This window comes from Flagellimonas flava, assembly GCF_900129665.1.
Lineage (GTDB): Bacteria > Bacteroidota > Bacteroidia > Flavobacteriales > Flavobacteriaceae > Flagellimonas > Flagellimonas flava.
The window spans coordinates 228,893-246,794 of sequence record NZ_FQWL01000004.1; the positions used below are offsets into that span (position 1 = coordinate 228,893).

The following is a 17,902-nucleotide window of genomic DNA, read 5'->3' on the forward strand; positions in this document are numbered from 1 at the left end:
AGCCCCGTATTTCGGGGCTTTTTTTATTCTCGTACCGGCTGATTGGTAATCAGGTCGATGTACAAATTAATTTTCTTCTTCAGTTCCTTTCGATGGGCAATAAAATCCAAAAACCCATGTTCCTTAACGAATTCTGAAGTTTGAAACCCTTCGGGTAAATCCTTCCCCACGGTATCCTTGACTACCCGTGGGCCGGCAAAACCAATTAATGCTCCTGGTTCCGCAATATTAATGTCACCTAGCATTGCGTAGGAAGCTGTTGTACCTCCTGTGGTTGGATCAGTACATAGGGAAATATAGGGCACTTTGGCTTCTGCCAATTGAGCCAGCTTCGCTGATGTTTTGGCAAGCTGCATTAAGGATAGTGCGGCTTCCATCATTCGAGCTCCCCCGGACTTTGAAATCATCAAGAAGGGAATTTTCTTCTTTTTGGCCACATCAATGGCCCGGGAAATCTTTTCACCCACAACACTTCCCATTGATCCACCAATAAAGCTAAAGTCCATACAGGCAATGACCAATTCCTTGCCCATGGATTTTCCCACAGCGGTACGAACGGCATCTTTCAATCCTGTTTTTTGTTGCGCTGCTTTCAGCCTTTCGGAGTATTTTTTAGTGTCCACAAATTTTAGTGGATCCTTGGCGGATAACTTCTCATCCAATTCCTTGAACTTGTTATCGTCAAATAAGATCTCAAAATATTCCTTGCTTCCAATACGGACATGGTAATCATCCTCGGGGCTAACGTAAAAGTTTTTGGCCAAATCTTCGGATTCCACAATTTTACCTGTGGGCGACTTATACCATAGGCCCCTAGGGGTGTCTTTTTTCTCCTCCGTAGCTGTTTGTATTCCCTTTTCCTTTCTCTTAAACCAAGACGACATACAATAAAATTAAGTTAAACGGCTATTAAAGCTACTACTATAAGGTATTGATGTTATTCAAGTCCTCAAAAGCTTTCTTCAATCTTTCAACAAAAGCTTTTTCTCCTTCACGAAGCCAAACTCGGGGATCGTAAAATTTCTTGTTGGGTTGGTCAGCCCCATCTGGATTCCCTATTTGGGATTGAAGGTAACCGGATTTATCCTGAACGTAATCACGCACTCCGGATAGGAAAGCGTATTGCAGGTCGGTATCGATGTTCATTTTGATTACCCCGTAACCAATGGATTCCCTTATCTCCTCAACAGATGAACCAGAACCTCCGTGAAAAACAAAATCAATATGATTATGCTCCACACCGTATTTTTCGGATACGAATTCTTGGGAATTTTTAAGAATTTTAGGTGTTAAAGTAACGTTTCCAGGTTTGTAGACTCCATGTACGTTGCCAAAAGCTGCAGCTATGGTAAATTTTGGACTTACTTTGGAAAGTTCCTCATAAGCATAAGCCACTTCTTCCGGTTGGGTATACAATTTAGAACTGTCCACATCGGTATTGTCCACACCGTCTTCTTCTCCCCCGGTAACCCCTAGTTCAATTTCCAAGGTCATGTCCATCTTGCTCATGCGTTCCAAATAGCTTTTGCAGATTTCAATGTTTTCCTCAATGGGTTCTTCGGATAGATCGATCATGTGCGAACTAAAAAGGGACTTTCCCGTAGCTGCATAATGTTCTTCACTAGCTTCCAGCATCCCATCGATCCATGGCAACAACTTTTTGGCGCAATGGTCTGTATGCAATATAACTGTTGCCCCATAGGCCTCAGCCAATTGGTGCACATGTTTTGCTCCTGCAACAGCACCTAGTACTGCTGCTCTTTGGTTTTCATTTGATAGTCCTTTACCGGCGTTGAACTGGGCTCCCCCATTAGAGAATTGAACGATAACCGGTGAGTTCAAAGCGGCGGTAGTTTCCAAAACGGAATTGATTGTGTTGGAACCAATTACGTTAACCGCTGGAAGGGCATAACCGTTTTCTTTGGCATGGTTGAAAATGGCCTGGACTTCATCGCCAGTAGCCACTCCGGGCTTGATATTGTGGGACATAGTTTTAGTTAGTTATGAGTTAAATTAAGGAACAAAAGTAATAAAATATTTAGTCTAGAAAGGATAATTGATACCTATATTGAATACGGCATTTTTAAGGTTGTAGTCCCTAAACCAACGTTTGGACCATTCTTCTGCCGGATTGTAGGTTTTGAAGCCCATATCCAAACGGAAAACGAAGTAGGTGAAATCGTATCTTAGTCCCATCCCGGTGCCCAGTGCCAGATCCGCAAGTGAGGAGAAATTATCAAAAATGGCATCTGGATTGTCCTCATTGTCAAAAACATTCCAAATATTTCCAGCATCTGCAAAAAAGGCACCTTTTACATCTCCGGCTATAGGAAAACGATACTCCAGATTTAGGGCTATTTTAAGATTGGCCTCGTTAAAGTCATTAATGTTATTGGTGCTTCCAGGTCCTAGCTCATAAGCATTCCAAGCCCTATTGTCGTTGGAACCACCTGCAAAGTAACTTCGAACAAAAGGTACACTCTCAGAATTCCCATAAGGAACCGCCATACCAAAAAAGCTTCTAAAGGCCAAGACTTTGGAGTCTGCCAATTCCCAATGTTTTATATAATCCAGTTCAGTTTTAAGGTATTGGGTAAAAGGCACCCCAAAAACCAATAGCTGATCGTTGTCGTTCTTATTATAAGGAACCACGTCCTCCAAAAGGGAAAGTAAGTTGCCTGCACTTTCCAATTTGAATCTGAACTGGTAAAAATCATTGTCATTGATGTCCAGTTTACTGTTTTTGGTAAAGGTGTAGTTACTGGCAAAAATGAGGTTGTTTTCGGTAAGGCGCTGTCTCCTTTCCTCAATACTCCTAACCGTAGCCAAATCATCATTGTCTATATCAAAACCAGGCTGCAGCACAGCATCTGTGAAGGCGGTGGTGCCGTCGGGAATCAATAATTCCAGATCATCATCATCATCCTGGCCGGGGTCAACATTTTCATCATAAAAGGATGCAAAATCTGGATTGGTCTCAAATTGATCTGCGACCTCATCCAAACGGCTATAGGTGTTACGATACTCATTGAAGAAATTGTCCGGGTTCACGTTTCGTACAAACTCCACGTTCAAAAGTTCAATATTGTGTTTTAAGCGGGTGTCCGGGGACCAATTAAAGGAGAGTACCGAGTTAAATGACTGCCTGTCCAAACCAATGTTTTTCTGAAAATTTGTACCCACCAAAAACCTACTTTGCGGTAACATATAATATGGAATCACATTTTCCGTGCTGAATGGGAGCCATATCCTTGGGAATGTAATATTAATGTCTCCACCCAGCTCTGAGGTAAACTCACCATCGGACAAGGAGGCATCGCTCAAAAGACCCACAGAGCCCCTGGCATTGATACTTAAAGTTTCCGCACCACCAAATACGTTTCTGGTGATTACACCGGCGCTAAAGGCGGTACCTATTCGTTGGATGTTGGAATGGGTAATGTCAAAATCCAGATTCAAGGAGAATTTGGGTCTTGGGGATAGGTAGATGTTTGAAATAAGCCGCGCCTGGGTCGTATCCGGAATGAATTCCATGTTGGGATAGCGGAAGGTATTGAGGTTCGTGATTTGTCTGTATGACCTAATACGATCCAAATCCCTGTATACGCTATCTTTTTCAAAAAAAATGGCATCGGTTAGTGCCTTGGGCTTGTATTTTAGTTCGTCGTGATAAAAAATGGTATAGTCCTCATAGTTAATGGACTTTAGCGAATCTGCATTTCCATTAATTTGATAATCCGCATAAATATTGATTTTTTCAAATCGATGAATCCTATACGGACTAACGTTGCTGATACTATCCCCAATACTTCGCGGTTTCTGGACATTTAACTGTACATCCATGAGCTGGTCATTGGCCACTTTAGATGTGTCCCTTAAGATGTCGTAGTTAATGGAGCTTTCCTGAAAATTGTAAACCCCTGAATTTCTAAAAAGCGCGGTAAGCCGTTCTCGCTCACTATTGAATTTGGCCAAATCAAACTGATCTCCATCTTTCACAAAGGATTCAGAAGCAGCAACGTTGTAAATGGAATCCAATTCTGGAGAGGTAATGTTTTTGATAATGGTATCCAGCATGAAAGGTTGCTCCAATTGGATTCGATATTCAATTTCTGCACGTTTTTTACGCTTTCCTTGCACTATGGTATAATGCCCCGTATTGTTGAAATACCCCTTGCTATTATAATAGGCTTTTAGCCTGTCCACTGTTTTTTGGGTAAGTGCGGTGTCAATAATCGAAGGAGGCTCCCCTATACGTTTTAAAAACTCACTGGCTCCTTTGACCACAAAGGATTCCCTTAATCGGTTAACTTGCTTTTCGGAAAGAAAGTTGTTGAGTCGTTTTTCTCTTTTTTCTTTTCTGTGCAGCCAATCGGTGAAAGAGGAATCGGGATTTTCCTTGGCCAGATTATACAAATTGAGTCGTAATGGGTAACCTAGTACACTGCTATTGGGTTTTTGGGAGATAAGACTTCGAATGTCCTCGTCCTTAATTTTGTCCTCGTCGGTGTAAATGGAATTCTTGGTAAGCAGTAATTCCCCGTCATCCACCTTTTTAAGGGTATTGCAGCCAAGCATGGTCAGCATAAGCAACAATAATCCTATTTTTGCCCAGTAATGCATTAGACCATAAGAACCCCTCATAGACGCCAAAAATACACGATTTAGATGGTTACCAAAAACCAAATTAAACTAGTTGCTAGCTTACAGCAAAAAAAGTACCGAACTCAACACAAGCTGTTTGTTGTAGAAGGAAAAAAGACAGTTTTGGAACTTGTGGAGGCAGGTTTGAAGGTTTATGAACTATTTGCGGAAACAGGGGCGGAACTGGGTCGGTCCATTGATTATATCGAGTTGTCCAATAAGGATTTTAAGCAGATTAGTGGACAAAAGACCCCAAGTGGAATTCTTGGGGTTTTTCATATTCCAGAACCACAAGGCATTGCTGAAATGGGCTGGGTGGTGGCTTTGGATGCCGTTAGGGATCCCGGAAACTTGGGGACCATCATACGGTTATGTGATTGGTTTGGGATAACGCAATTGGTCTGTTCGGAGGATACGGTAGATTGTTATAATCCCAAAGTATTGCAAGCGACAATGGGTTCAATAGCTAGGGTTACTATCAACTATGTTGACTTAGAAACGTACTGTCGAAACACCCAACTTCCGTTATACGGTGCGTTTATGGATGGAGATGTGGTTTATAAGAAACAGATGTCGCATGCTGGAATTTTGGTATTGGGCAATGAGGCCAATGGTATTTCCACCAAAATTGCAGCCTTGGTGGGGGAGCGAATCGCTATTCCCCAATTTGGGGAGGCCACTGCGGAGAGTTTGAATGTAGCAACAGCCGCTGCAATTCTCCTCAACGAAATCCGCCGCTAGGTAGTTAAGGTTAAAATGGCAAGGAAATTACTCAAACGTAAAGTTGATAAAGAACCCTCTGGTGCGTATTCCACTAATGTTCCCGGTCCATGGACTATTGGGGTCATCGTCCGGAACCAGTTCGTCCGATAACGCAAATACTCCTCGAATGGAAGGTGAGAACTTGAAGTACTCCGTATAAATATCAATACCAAACCCAAGTTCGTAACCATAAACGTTTTTCTTCATTCGGAATTCTCCACTACTATTGTCGTCCAAGCTATCTTCCTTGGCTCCTAGATTGAGGGAGGTATAAACCCCTCCGGTGATATAAGGCTTCCAGTTCCCAAATCTTTTGGTGCTGGCCTTTAGTAATAAAGGAAACCTGATATAAGTGGACCGAACTTCCCTGATAGCATCCGCTTCCGATGTAAACCCTGGAAACCCCAATATTCGTTGTGCATAGAGAAGTCCCGGTTCAAAGCGTACGTCCAAAAATTCATTAATACGCATTTCCCCGATCAGCCCTACATTGAAACCGAGACTTTTATCAACTAAAACGTCTTGGCCTATATCATTCTCGTATTCAAACTGAAAATCATATTGGTTGAACCCTAGATAGTAGCCCCAGTTGAGGAACTTCAAATCTTCCGACTGGAGATTGAGTACAGGGTCTTCCTTGAATTGGGCAGTGGAGTTTGAACATACCAAAAGGAGCACGGCAAACAACGATAAGAGGTTTTTCATCAAATTATTTTGTAGCGACATAAATAGATGCCACCCCAAATGTCTGGGGCATGTTCTCTATTCCTATAAACCCAATTTTGGCCAAAATATTGTTGAATTCCTGACCATGTGGGAAAACAGATGCGGATTCGCTCAAATATCCGTAGGCATTCCGGTCCTTGGAGAAAACTTTGCCTATTCCAGTAAGAATGTATTTTGTGTAAAGTCGGTACCCCTGTTTAAATGGTGTTTTTGATGGAACCGAAGTTTCTAGGATGACCAAATTGCCGCCAGGTTTTAGTACCCGGAGGATTTCGCTAAGACCCTTCTCCAAATTTTCAAAGTTTCGCACCCCAAAGGCCACTGTGACTGCGTCAAAGGTGTTGTCCTCAAAAGAAAGATTTTCGCTGTCGCCCACAACCATTTTAATGGTTTCCTGTAACTTTTTGCTGGTTACCTTTTCGGTGCCCACTTCCAACATTCCAGGTGAAATATCCAGTCCAATTATTTTTTCGGCTCCCGTGGCCACAAGTGCAATGGCCAGGTCCCCCGTACCTGTGGCAATGTCCAAAATGGCTTTTGGGGATTTCTTCTTTAATAGGGAAACCACACGTTTGCGCCACTTCACGTCTACTCCAAAGGAAATGACCCTGTTCAGTCGGTCATAATTCTTGGAAATGGTATCGAACATTTGGGTCACTTGTTCCTTTTTTCCAAGATCGGAGCGCTTATAAGGTTTGACTTTTTCGGACATCTGCAAAATTTGCTGGCAAATATACAACATAGCCCTATGGGAGGCTTACAAAAATAATTGTGTAATTTTGCCCAACAATTAGGGAAGGCTTTCCCGTATCATGTTATATATGTGTCTTTTGGACCGAAGTTTCTATTCTTTTTTTACCCTTTGTAAAACACAAATTGAATTTATTTAACAACATCTTATTCTAATCGATGAAGATAATTATTGCTGGAGCAGGTGAGGTAGGCTTTCATTTGGCAAAACTATTGTCCTATGAAGCACAGGATATCACGTTGATAGATACAGACAAGGAAAGTTTGACCTATGCAGATAATCACTTGGATATAAGGGTGCTGCGAGGCGATGCTACTTCTATAGAAGTGCTAATGGACGCCAAGGTGGAGAGTTCGGAATTGGTGATTGGTGTAACCGCATCGGAAACCACAAACCTGACCCTTTGCATGTTGGCCAAGCAACTCGGCTGCAAGCGAACCATTGCTCGAATATCCAACACGGAGTTCATGGACAATCGGGAACTTATCAAATTTGATGAGTTAGGTATCGATGAGTTGATTTCACCAGAGAAATTGGCAGCAACGGAAATCCAGCTCCTTTTAAACCAATCTGCATTCAACGACACCTATGAATTTGAAGGTGGGTTGCTCACCATGATCGGAGTATTTCTTCCAAAATCGGCTCCCTTTGTTGGGAATATGGTGAAGGAAGCGGCTAAGATTTTTCCTGAGTTGCACTTTATGCCCATCGCTTTGCAACGCATGGGAACCCAGTTTACGTTAATTCCCCGAGGGGATACGGTTTTTAAGGAGGGGGATCAGGTCTATTTCATTACTACCAATGAAGGGGTGGATGAGCTCTATAAACTGACCGGGATGCAGAAGAAGGAGATTAAAAATGTAATGATCCTTGGAGGGAGTAAAGTTGGGTTTAAGACAGCTAGGGACCTGTGCACCAAAAAGTTTAACGTAAAACTTATTGAAAAAGACAAGGAAAAGGCCTTTGACATTGCAGATGATCTTCCCCATGCGCTGGTAATTAATGGTGATGGTAGAAATGTGGAGCTTTTGGATGAGGAAAGTTTGGATTCCATGGATGCCTTTATCGCGGTAACCGGAAATTCAGAGACAAACATTATGTCCTGCTTGGTGGCCAAATCGAAAAAAATAAAGAAGACCATCGCCATGGTGGAAAACATGGATTACTTTCAATTATCCCATTCTATTGGCGTGGATACCTTGATCAACAAAAAACTTTTGGCGGCCAACAATATATTTAGATATATCCGTAGGGGAGAAGTATTGGCCCTAACCCGTTTGAACAACCTAAATGCAGAAATTCTTGAGTTTGAGGTAAAAGCTACCTCCTTGGTAAACGGTGAAATCATTAGAGAGCTGAATTTCCCAAGAGAGGCAAGTATTGGAGGTGTTATACGGGACGGAAAGGGCATTATTGCCCTTGGGGACTTCAAAATCCTGGAAGGCGATAGGGTTGTGGTCTGTTGCTTGCCCAAAGCGATTCCACGAATAGAAAAGCTCTTCTTATAATGGGCCTTAACACCAGAATCATTGTACATATCATGGGGCTGTTGCTACTGTGCAATGGTTCGTTTATGCTGCTGGCAGCCTTTGTTAGCGGTATTTACAAAGACGGGGCGACACTGGATATTACCTTAGCGGCCATTGTTACCATGCTTTTTGGGGTGATGGCCATGTTCTATACCAGAGGCCATAAAAAAGAAGTCAAACGAAAGGAAGGGTATATTGTAGTGACTTTTGGCTGGATCATTATGTCCATGTCCGGAACCTTGCCCTACATATTCTCCGGGGCCATTCCCAATATCACCGATGCTTTTTTCGAAACGATTTCTGGGTATACAACAACTGGAGCATCCATATTGGATGACATTGAAGCCCTCCCTGCCGGAATCTTGTTTTGGCGAAGTCTTACCCACTGGATTGGGGGTATGGGGATAATTGTTTTGGCTATTGCCATTTTACCGCTTTTGGGAATAGGGGGGATGCAGTTGTTCGCTGCTGAAGCTCCAGGACCTGTGGGCGACAAATTACACCCTAGAATTACAGATACGGCAAAGCGTTTATGGCTTATCTATTTTGGGTATACGGTCGCTGAAACCATTTTGCTCAAGTTGGCCGGAATGTCACTTTTCGATGCAATGAACCATTCCTTGGCCACCCTTTCCACGGGAGGTTTCTCTACAAAGAATGCTAGTTTGGCTTATTGGAACAATCAACCTTTGATTCAGTATATCACCATTTTGTTCATGTTTTTGGCCGGTAGCAATTTCGTATTGAGCTATTTCGCTTTCACCGGCAAGGTGCAACGAATTTTAAAGGACGAGGAATTTAAGTATTATTCCATTTTTATAGTGCTTTTCACCCTCACCGCATTTCTTGTGGTATATCTAAGGGCAGATGTAGCCGTTTCCAATTTTCACCCCATGGTTTGGGGTGAAGCGGAAAGTGCTTTTAGACATACCCTGTTTCAGGTAGTGGCCATTGTAACTACGACAGGATTTGTCACTGCTGATTTTACCAGTTGGACGCCTTTCCTAACCGTTTTCTTCTTCGGATTGATGTTTTTGGGAGGTTCTGCCGGTTCCACCGCGGGCGGTATCAAAGTAATGCGACACCTGTTGATCATTAAAAATGGATTGTTGGAGTTTAAGCGAACCCTGCATACCAATGCGGTGATTCCCGTTCGTTATAACGAAAAAACGGTGACAGAGCATATCGTCTACAACATAATAGCCTTTTTTGTGCTCTACATGCTACTTTTTATTATCGGTTCACTGGTGCTTGGATTTTTAGGACTTGACTTTGTTTCTGCCATTGGGGGTTCTGCCTCCTCTTTGGGCAATGTTGGGCCGGCATTGGGCAGTTTGAATCCAGTAAGCAATTACAATGGTCTTCCAAATTTAGGGAAATGGTGGTGTGGCTTTTTAATGCTGCTGGGGAGACTTGAGCTGTTTACGGTTTTGATCATCCTTACTCCATATTTCTGGAAAAAAACGTAGCTTACCATTCAAATCCATCAACTCGGATTCGAATGAAGAAAACTATTTTACTCGTTGTTGCGCTGGGTATTTTGCTTCTAGCCTGCACAGCTTGGGAACAGGAGGACAAGGCTGAAATTGTCCAATTGATGCGGGAACAGGAAAGGGCTTGGTCCAACCATGACCTAGAGGGCTTCATGCAGACATACTGGAAAAGCGATTCACTAAAGTTTTACGGTGCAAGAGGTCTTACCTTGGGATGGGAAAAAACCTTGGAGGGATACAAAAAAAGATATCCCACACCGGATGAAACTGGGAGATTGAACTTCACGATTGATGACATCACCAAAATAGAGTCCAATTCTTATCATGTGATGGGGCAGTATCATCTTAAAAGGAAGGCTGGGGATGCAAATGGTGTATTTCTGATCGTCCTAAAAAAAATCAACGGAGCATGGAAGATTGTTGCTGATATGTCCTGCTGACCCTTACAAGTTACATGGAACAATCCATTCAAATAAATGCTGACTTTATAGAGCAAGAAACCAACTTTGGGGAGTTGGTTGAATTACTTCGTGAAGGTTTTGCCACAAGGGAGTATGTAATTCCCCAGCGCTCACACCATAACTTTCCAAATCCTAAAACCAATAAGGAAAGTACCCTATTGATGATGCCTGCTTGGAACCCGGGGAAAGAAGCTGGAGTGAAAGTAGTAACCGTCAATCCTGGAAACGGCGACCTCGGTTTACCGGCGATACAAGGGAGCTATTTGTATCTAGATGCCACTACCGGTGTTTTGAGGGCAGTAATGGAGGCAAAGAGCTTAACCGCAAAGCGGACGGCGGCTACTTCTGCTTTGGCATCCTCATTCCTGTCCAGAACCGATGCTTCCTCCATGTTGATGATTGGTACTGGAGCATTATCCGTAAATCTGATTAGAGCACATGGTACGGTGAGACCAATTGAACAGGTATTTGTGTGGGGTCGAAATCTTGGGAAGGCTGAAATGATAGCCAAGGAGCTGACTAACAAAAATTTTAATGTAATACCCGTTTCCACGATTGAGGAGAAAATTTCCGGAGTAGATATCGTCTCCTGTGCAACCTTATCCGCAAAACCCCTGATACATGGAGACATGCTGGTGCCTGGTCAGCATATTGATTTGGTTGGGGCCTTTAAGCCTAATATGCGTGAGTCGGACAACGCTGTTATGGCCAGGGCATCAATTTACTTGGACTCATTGGAAAGTGGATTGGAGGAAAGCGGTGATATTGCAATACCAATTCAAGAAAATGTAATCGAATCATCGGATATACAAGGAGATCTGTTCAATATGTGCTCTGCTGCCGTTAGTGGGAGGAAAAGCAATGAAGAGATTACCCTTTTTAAGTCTGTAGGGCATGCACTTGAGGACTTGGTAGCCGCCAAATATTACTATTCGAAATATCGCAAATGAAATCAACCTATACAAAGATCCAGCAACAAAAGTCGCTTAAAGTTCAAAAGGATTGGCTGCAAATCAGAACAATAGACATGCATACGGGCGGGGAGCCGTTACGTGTTATTTTGGATGGATTTCCCGAACTGAAGGGAAGTTCGGTTTTGGAATATCGTAGGTATTGCAAGGCAAATCATGATGAGTTACGAACTGCACTTATGTTTGAGCCAAGGGGGCATGCTGATATGTACGGCTGCATTTTGGTTCCGCCTAATGACGATGGGGCGGATTTTGGGATTTTGTTTTTGCATAATGAAGGCTATAGTACTATGTGTGGACATGCTATAATTGCTATTTCCACTTTGGCGGTCCAAATGGAATGGATAGTCGTATCAGAAGGAGAAAATACCTTGAAGATTGATGCTCCCTGTGGGAGGATTAATGCCTTTATCGATATTAAAAATGGGGAGGTAGAAGGGGTTCGCTTCAATTGTGTACCAAGTTTTGTGGTGGGATTAGATCGGAAAGTTCTGGTGGATGGTTTGGGTGAGATTACGTACGATTTGGCCTATGGAGGAGCTTTTTATGCCTATGTTGACCTGCAAAAGAATGATTTCAATATGGATTTGTTGCCCCAATCCTATCAAACCTTAATTGATGTTGGGATGGGAATAAAGCAGGCGGTCATGAAACAGGATGCCGAAGTGGTGCACCCTTATGAGGAGGATTTAAGCTTTTTATACGGAACCATATTTATTGATAAATCGGAGCATGATGGGGCTGACAGCAGAAACGTATGCGTTTTCGCGGAAGGGGAGGTGGACCGATGTCCTACTGGATCTGGAGTTTCGGGACGTATGGCCATTCATTGGAAACGAGGGGAGATAGTACTGGGTGAATCCATGATTATTGAGAGCATTACCGATTCCCAGTTTAAGGGAAGTGTGGTACAAGAATTGGATTTTGGGCCATTTAAAGCCGTTGTCCCCCAGGTGGCTGGAACGGCACATATAACGGGACATCACACCTTTGTGATTGACCCAAAAGACCCAATGAAAAATGGATTTATCTTAAGATAAGTACAGCTACAATCTAACTGCTTACTGCTGCTGAAATTCTTGAAATGGCTTCCTTGATTTCATCAACGCTAGCGGCATAGGATATACGAATGCTGTTTCCGTTTCCGAAGGCATCCCCGGTTACTGTGGCTACATTGGCTTCTTCCAACAAATACATCGCAAAATCTGAAGCATTGTTGATTTTCTTTCCTTGCAAAGTCTTTCCAAAGTAGGCAGTTACATCCGGATACACATAAAAAGCCCCTTGAGGCTCATTGCATTTGAAACCAGGAATAGCGTTCAAAAGCTCCAAAATAAGTTTTCGCCGATTTTCGAATTCGTCCACCATGTACTGCACCCGGTCTGGGGATTCCAGTAAAGCGGTGATAACCGCGCGTTGGGCAATACAATTGGCACCGCTGGTCACCTGACCTTGGAGCTTGTTGCAAGCTCGGGCGATATAGGTGGGAGCGCCAATATATCCAATTCGCCAACCCGTCATGGCAAAGGCTTTGGCTACTCCGTTTACGGTAACAGTTCTGTTATACATGTCCTCAAAAGCTGCCATGGACGCATGAGGCGTCACTCCGTAGTTGATATGTTCGTAAATCTCATCGCTTACAACAATGATCTGTGGGTATTTTTGCAAAACATCCGCTAAGCCTCTCAACTCCTCCTTACTATAAATGGAACCGCTGGGGTTGCAGGGAGAACTGTACCAGAGCATCTTGGTTTTGGGTGTAATGGCAGCTTCCAACTGCTTTGGGGTCATTTTAAAGTCGTTGTCTATGGACGTAGCAACCTCCACTGGGACACCATCTGCCAGTTTAACAATATCACTGTAGCTTACCCAGTATGGGCACGGCAAGATAACTTCATCACCTTTGTCCAAGCAAGCTTGGGCCACATTATAAAGTGCTTGTTTCGCACCTGTGGAGACCACAATCTGAGATCGATCATAGTTTAGATTGTTGTCGCGCTTATATTTTGTGATAATGGCATCCTTAAGTTCCAGATAACCGTCTACCGGGGTATAGGAATTGTAACCGTCATTAATGGCTTGTATGGCCGCCTCCTTTATGTAGTCCGGAGTGTTGAAATCGGGCTCTCCCAAACTTAAGCCGATAATGTCTTTGCCTGCCGCCCTTAACTCTCGGGCCTTTGCAGCCATTTCAAGAGTAGCCGAAGGAACTAAACTATTAATCCTTTCAGAAAGTTGGTTGCTCATTAGTGTTGCTATTTTACTGGTACTGAAGTGCCGGGTTTTTACCCAGTTCCTTTAAATGTTTGAAGTGCGAAATTATAGCTTTTCGTGTAGTTTTATATTCATTGTACGGCAAATTAAATTCCTTGGCCGTCTGTTTCACAATCTTGGAGATTTTTGTGTAATGAATATGGCTAATGTTCGGAAAGATATGATGTTCTACCTGATGGTTCAATCCTCCCGTAAACCAGTTTACAATCCTATTTTTTGTGCCGAAGTTAACCGTGGTCAACAATTGGTGGATGGCCCAAGTGTTTTTCATGGTGCCACTCTCATCGGGAAGTGGGGTTTCCGCATCATCCACAATATGAGCCAATTGGAAAACGACACTTAAGATAACGCCTGCAACATAATGCATAATAAAGAAACCAAGCAGTACCTGCCACCATGGGATTTCAACAAAAATCAAAGGCAATACAATCCAAATGGTAATGTATATGACCTTGGTAATGACCAAGGTGCTCCAGTTGATGACCGGATTTGGAAGCTTTCCATAGGATAGTTTCCTTTTCATGTAGCGGTACATTTGCTGGAAATCCGTGGTAATGGCCCAATTAAAAGTCAAGAGTCCGTATAGGAAAATGGAATAATAGTGCTGGAACCTATGGTGTTTTTGCCACTCTGCATGTTTGGAAAAGCGTAGGATACGACCAGCCTCCATGTCCTCGTCGTGCTCATGGATGTTGGTAAAGGTATGATGGAGCACATTGTGCTGTACCTGCCAATTGTAAACGTTTCCGGCAAGGATGTAGATACTGCTCCCCATTAACTTGTTTACCCACTTTTTAGTGGAATACGAACCGTGATTACCGTCGTGCATCACGTTCATCCCAACTCCGGCCATTCCAACACCCATGGTGATGGACAACAGAACATATCCCCAGAAGGGAAGGTTTAGGGTGAGCATTAAAAAGTATGGGGTTAAAAAGATGGCAAACATCACAATGGTCTTCAAGTGAAGTTTCCAATTACCGGTTTTTTTTATGCTGTTTTCACTAAAATATTGGTTTACCCTTTTATTCAGTGTTCTAAAAAATTGTGCTGAATCTTTTCTTGAAAACCGGATGGTATCCTTATCCATAAAATGTATTTTTTACAAAGGTAGCCAATTGACCTAAGCACTACCTTCTTTTGTAAACGATATTTAGGTGCCTAAAAGTATTAATTTTGGCGAAATTAACAGTTGGTCGATGCAAGCAGATCTGGTTTTTAAATATTTTACGACACTCACCACCCAACAGCAAGGGCATTTTAGGGCCTTGGAGGCACTTTATCAGGATTGGAACACTAAAATTAATGTGGTATCCAGAAAGGATATTGATGAGTTATATCTCCGTCATGTACTACATTCCTTGGGAATCGCCAAGATTCAGCAGTTCAATCCCGGTGCAGAGATTTTGGATGTGGGCACTGGTGGTGGTTTTCCAGGTATTCCGTTGGCCATCCTGTTCCCGGAGGTGGAGTTTACCCTGGTAGATGCCATTGGAAAGAAGATAAAGGTGGTTCAAGAAGTGGTGGACGGGCTACAGCTGCAAAATGTAAAGGCCTATCATTCCAGGGTTGAAGACATAAATGGACAATTCGACTTTATTGTCAGTAGAGCAGTTGCGGCCATGCCAACCTTTGTTCGCTGGACCAAGGGCAAAATTAAACGTGAAGCGGAGCACCAAAGAAAAAACGGTATTCTGTATTTAAAAGGAGGCGATTTATCCGAAGAGTTAAAAGATTACTCCACAGTTGAAATTTTCGACCTGAATAACTACTTTGACGAAGAGTTTTTTGAAACAAAAAAGGTGGTGTATCTGCCTAGAAAATCCTAAAAACATTAAATGTTTCTCATGGTGTAGTATACATGCCTACACTTTCTGGAATAGTTTTTTGCATATATCCACAGCTCATCAATTCTGATGCTTGTCTTGGTAATCCATGACCGTATGCGCTTTTCCATATCATGTGGATTTAGATGCTAAATTATAAAATTTACATTAAGTTTACAATTAATTAACATTGAAAATTGGAAATTATTGTGTCGAGGCTGCTATTTAAGGTAGTTTGATGACTTTTTTAGTTTCCAATTTCCCGTCTTTATAATACATTGTTAGTAGATAGATTCCTTTTTCTTGTTCGGTTAGGTCTACAGATCCATCAAGGTCGGACCGCAAACATTGAACTATAGTGCCATTTATGTTCCTGACCTCTATTTTTTCAATCTTGCGGTGGGAATTTGACTTTTCTATAAAGACCTTGTTTTTGGAAGGATTGGGATACAGCATGGTTTTCTGATACTGAGATGGATTATTATTCCCACATTCCAATAAATAACTCTTGCATATTTTGGAGCAGGAACCATTGTTCTTCACGGCAACTTCCACGCAAATGGAGAGGTAATAGTTGCTCCAGTTGCCTTCGGGGAAGTAAATAGATGCCATATTTCCTTGTGTTTGTAAGGTTCCGGAATATCCGCCCAAGGCCCATGTCCAGCTGTAATGATCTGCATTTGGTACATCTTCCACAGATACCATAGCGGTGGTACATACACCTCCACCGCCTTCATTGGATACCAGGAGTCCGTTGACATTGGGGCAAGTTCCAAAACCTTGGGAGCCATCATCCATACCATTTCCTTCCTCATTCCCTTCACTTTCCCCGGGGTCCGTGGGAATTTCATCTACCATACCAGCCTTACAGGTAGAAACAAAGCATGCCTCGGTACATTGCCCATTTTGAAATTTAGTCACTTTCAATTTAAAATCTTGGGAGCCGTTGCATTGTATGTTGACGGTTTTATTTGTGTTGGAACCAACAATAACAGCCTCTCCAGAGCAGATTTCCCAAAAATATGCCTGACTTTTGGAAGTGGTAAAAGATCCATTACCTGAATAGGTTATCGTATTGGTTGTATTGTTACAATTGGCACATTGTCCGTAGGAACAGAAAGTGCAAAGGATCAAAAGGGCGGTAATTTGGATTTGGGCAGTCATAATGGTACTTTTCAAGATACAATCTTGATATGAAGGCTTGAAAGTACCGTTTAACCTATAATAGAGAGACCTTGATCTGACGAATGCTCGACTTGGATCTATGGATGGAGGTTTTAAAGGTTTACAATGAACCTGGAAGGTCCTGCTTTTGTATGCCTTCTTACCCCAACTAAAATAAAAAGCGTTGATTTAGCTTACAGCCTCTTGTACAAAGTACCTTCTTGGGACAAGGTATACCCGATTATCGCACCGGACTCATTCCTCTTAAAATAAATGGGGTCATTTCCTATATCTGAAAACACATCCTCATTTTCATGGTAGATGGGGTAAGGAATTTCTTTAATTATTGCATAAAGTCCTCCATCCCTGCCGTTAAGTTTAACATCAATTTCGCTCCCATCCTTATATTCATAAATTCCTTCATAAGCCGTTAATTCAGGAATCGGTTTGACCCGATGGTATGGATTGTCCTTAGTTAAAATAAGTCCGTTGCCCAATCGCCAATTGTCATACTCCATGGTAAAGGCAATGCGCTTGGCCTCGTTTAGTCCACGAAGTTTTGCGACCAAATGGAGGGCACCATCAATCCCTGCTGAAATCCCAGCTGTGGTCACAACTTGGCCGTTGTCCACAAAACGGACATTCTTTTTGACATTGATCTTGGGGTACTGTTCTTGTAGATTGTCCAAGGAATTATGAAAAGTGGTGGCTGTCTTCCCATCCAAGATTCCGGCTTCCGCAAGAATAAATGCTCCGGTACAAACGGAAAAATAGTATTCCACATTCTCCTGATTTTGCACCCACTCGATAACCTTCTCATTTTTGGCCGCTGATGAGGCGTTACCTCCAAAAAAGGCCAGAATATCTGCTTTCGGCGCGTTCTCTATAGTATAATCCGGTAGAACTTTTAGTATTCCTTGTGACTTGATAGGGTCTTCGGTGGCAGAAACCGTGAATACGTTGAAGCCAGCATAGGCCAGGACTTCCATGGGGCCGGCAAAATCCAGTACTTCTACGCGGTCTTGTAGATAAAAGGCAACGGTTTTAACCTCATCTTTTTTAATTAAAGTCATATTGCAATAGGAACATTTGCCCGGTTCGTCATGTTCGTCTTCATCACATGGGAGGTCGCATGGAGGACATACATATTTGGATGACGGAATTTGTGCATCCTGGGCAGTCCCATTGGAAAAGAATAACAAAAGGGCTAGGATTAAAAGTGACTGTTTCATTGTTTTTTTGATTTGATGATACATCAAAACTACAGCCAAATCCAAAAGTTTAAAAGGACATTTGTACGC

Annotated in this window: 17 protein-coding genes; 7 read left to right on the forward strand and 10 right to left on the reverse strand. The window is 42.6% G+C overall.

The annotated features are described in order from the left end of the window. Positions 1–23 precede the first annotated feature (23 nt). Genes accD through tamL form a run of 3 tightly spaced genes read right to left on the reverse strand, consistent with a single transcriptional unit; the run spans position 24 to position 4,644 of the window. Positions 24–884 (reverse strand): acetyl-CoA carboxylase, carboxyltransferase subunit beta, encoded by an 861-nt coding sequence (gene accD, locus BUC10_RS13550; RefSeq protein WP_073180572.1) that lies wholly within the window; start codon positions 882–884, stop codon positions 24–26. 37 nt (positions 885–921) lie between these two features. Continuing rightward, positions 922–1,989: a class II fructose-bisphosphate aldolase gene (fbaA, locus tag BUC10_RS13555; protein WP_073180574.1), complete on the reverse strand. Its 1,068-nt coding sequence runs from the start codon at positions 1,987–1,989 to the stop codon at positions 922–924. A 54-nt stretch (positions 1,990–2,043) separates the two neighbouring features. Continuing rightward, positions 2,044–4,644: a translocation and assembly module lipoprotein TamL gene (gene tamL, locus BUC10_RS13560; RefSeq protein WP_073180577.1), complete on the reverse strand. Its 2,601-nt coding sequence runs from the start codon at positions 4,642–4,644 to the stop codon at positions 2,044–2,046. Between the two features lie 24 nt (positions 4,645–4,668). Between tamL and BUC10_RS13565 the strand changes: the two genes are divergently transcribed. Continuing rightward, positions 4,669–5,385 (forward strand): TrmH family RNA methyltransferase, encoded by a 717-nt coding sequence (locus BUC10_RS13565; protein ID WP_073180579.1) that lies wholly within the window; start codon positions 4,669–4,671, stop codon positions 5,383–5,385. A 27-nt stretch (positions 5,386–5,412) separates the two neighbouring features. Here the strand turns inward: BUC10_RS13565 and porT are convergent, their stop codons facing one another. Together porT and ubiE are read right to left on the reverse strand one after the other, a co-directional pair. Beyond that, entirely contained in the window at positions 5,413–6,111 is a 699-nt protein-coding gene (porT, locus tag BUC10_RS13570; protein ID WP_073180676.1) for a type IX secretion/gliding motility protein PorT/SprT, read from the reverse strand. Positions 6,112–6,115: 4 nt separating this feature from the next. Then, complete coding sequence (gene ubiE / locus BUC10_RS13575) at positions 6,116–6,844, reverse strand: bifunctional demethylmenaquinone methyltransferase/2-methoxy-6-polyprenyl-1,4-benzoquinol methylase UbiE (RefSeq protein ID WP_073180678.1); 729 nt, start codon at positions 6,842–6,844, stop codon at positions 6,116–6,118. Between the two features lie 197 nt (positions 6,845–7,041). Between ubiE and trkA the strand changes: the two genes are divergently transcribed. The 5 genes from trkA to BUC10_RS13600 are packed head-to-tail and all read left to right on the forward strand — an operon-like array spanning position 7,042 to position 12,377. Next, on the forward strand, positions 7,042–8,391 hold the full coding sequence (gene trkA, locus BUC10_RS13580) for a Trk system potassium transporter TrkA (RefSeq protein WP_073180581.1): 1,350 nt from the start codon (positions 7,042–7,044) through the stop codon (positions 8,389–8,391). Next, entirely contained in the window at positions 8,391–9,881 is a 1,491-nt protein-coding gene (locus tag BUC10_RS13585) for a TrkH family potassium uptake protein (RefSeq protein ID WP_073180583.1), read from the forward strand. Before trkA ends, BUC10_RS13585 begins: the two co-directional genes overlap by 1 nt. Positions 9,882–9,913: 32 nt before the next feature. After that, positions 9,914–10,345, forward strand: coding sequence for a YybH family protein (locus tag BUC10_RS13590; RefSeq protein WP_073180585.1), 432 nt, complete (start codon positions 9,914–9,916; stop codon positions 10,343–10,345). Between the two features lie 14 nt (positions 10,346–10,359). Then, positions 10,360–11,316 (forward strand): bifunctional Delta(1)-pyrroline-2-carboxylate/Delta(1)-piperideine-2-carboxylate reductase, encoded by a 957-nt coding sequence (gene lhpI, locus BUC10_RS13595; protein ID WP_073180587.1) that lies wholly within the window; start codon positions 10,360–10,362, stop codon positions 11,314–11,316. Then, positions 11,313–12,377 carry a proline racemase family protein gene (locus tag BUC10_RS13600; RefSeq protein ID WP_073180589.1) on the forward strand — a complete coding sequence of 355 codons (1,065 nt, stop codon included), beginning with the start codon at positions 11,313–11,315 and terminating at the stop codon, positions 12,375–12,377. The genes lhpI and BUC10_RS13600 overlap by 4 nt, the downstream gene beginning before the upstream one ends. Before the next feature lie 13 nt (positions 12,378–12,390). Here the strand turns inward: BUC10_RS13600 and BUC10_RS13605 are convergent, their stop codons facing one another. Both BUC10_RS13605 and BUC10_RS13610 read right to left on the reverse strand, forming a co-directional pair. Beyond that, complete coding sequence (locus BUC10_RS13605) at positions 12,391–13,584, reverse strand: pyridoxal phosphate-dependent aminotransferase (protein ID WP_073180591.1); 1,194 nt, start codon at positions 13,582–13,584, stop codon at positions 12,391–12,393. Positions 13,585–13,597: 13 nt separating this feature from the next. Further along, entirely contained in the window at positions 13,598–14,701 is a 1,104-nt protein-coding gene (locus tag BUC10_RS13610; protein ID WP_073180593.1) for a fatty acid desaturase family protein, read from the reverse strand. Between the two features lie 109 nt (positions 14,702–14,810). On the opposite strand from BUC10_RS13610, the gene rsmG reads away from it, so the two are divergent. Further along, positions 14,811–15,440, forward strand: a complete 630-nt coding sequence (gene rsmG, locus BUC10_RS13615; RefSeq protein ID WP_073180595.1) for a 16S rRNA (guanine(527)-N(7))-methyltransferase RsmG — start codon at positions 14,811–14,813, stop codon at positions 15,438–15,440. Positions 15,441–15,445: 5 nt separating this feature from the next. Here rsmG and BUC10_RS18030 read toward each other — a convergent pair whose 3' ends face one another. The 3 genes from BUC10_RS18030 to BUC10_RS13625 form a co-directional block, all read right to left on the reverse strand. After that, the gene (locus BUC10_RS18030; protein ID WP_262493204.1) at positions 15,446–15,568 is read right to left on the reverse strand and encodes a hypothetical protein; all 123 of its coding nucleotides are present in this window, start codon (positions 15,566–15,568) and stop codon (positions 15,446–15,448) included. A 94-nt stretch (positions 15,569–15,662) separates the two neighbouring features. After that, positions 15,663–16,616 carry a T9SS type A sorting domain-containing protein gene (locus BUC10_RS13620; RefSeq protein ID WP_131819083.1) on the reverse strand — a complete coding sequence of 318 codons (954 nt, stop codon included), beginning with the start codon at positions 16,614–16,616 and terminating at the stop codon, positions 15,663–15,665. A 179-nt stretch (positions 16,617–16,795) separates the two neighbouring features. Continuing rightward, the gene (locus tag BUC10_RS13625; RefSeq protein WP_222843729.1) at positions 16,796–17,833 is read right to left on the reverse strand and encodes a DJ-1/PfpI family protein; all 1,038 of its coding nucleotides are present in this window, start codon (positions 17,831–17,833) and stop codon (positions 16,796–16,798) included. Between the last annotated feature and the right edge of the window lie 69 nt (positions 17,834–17,902).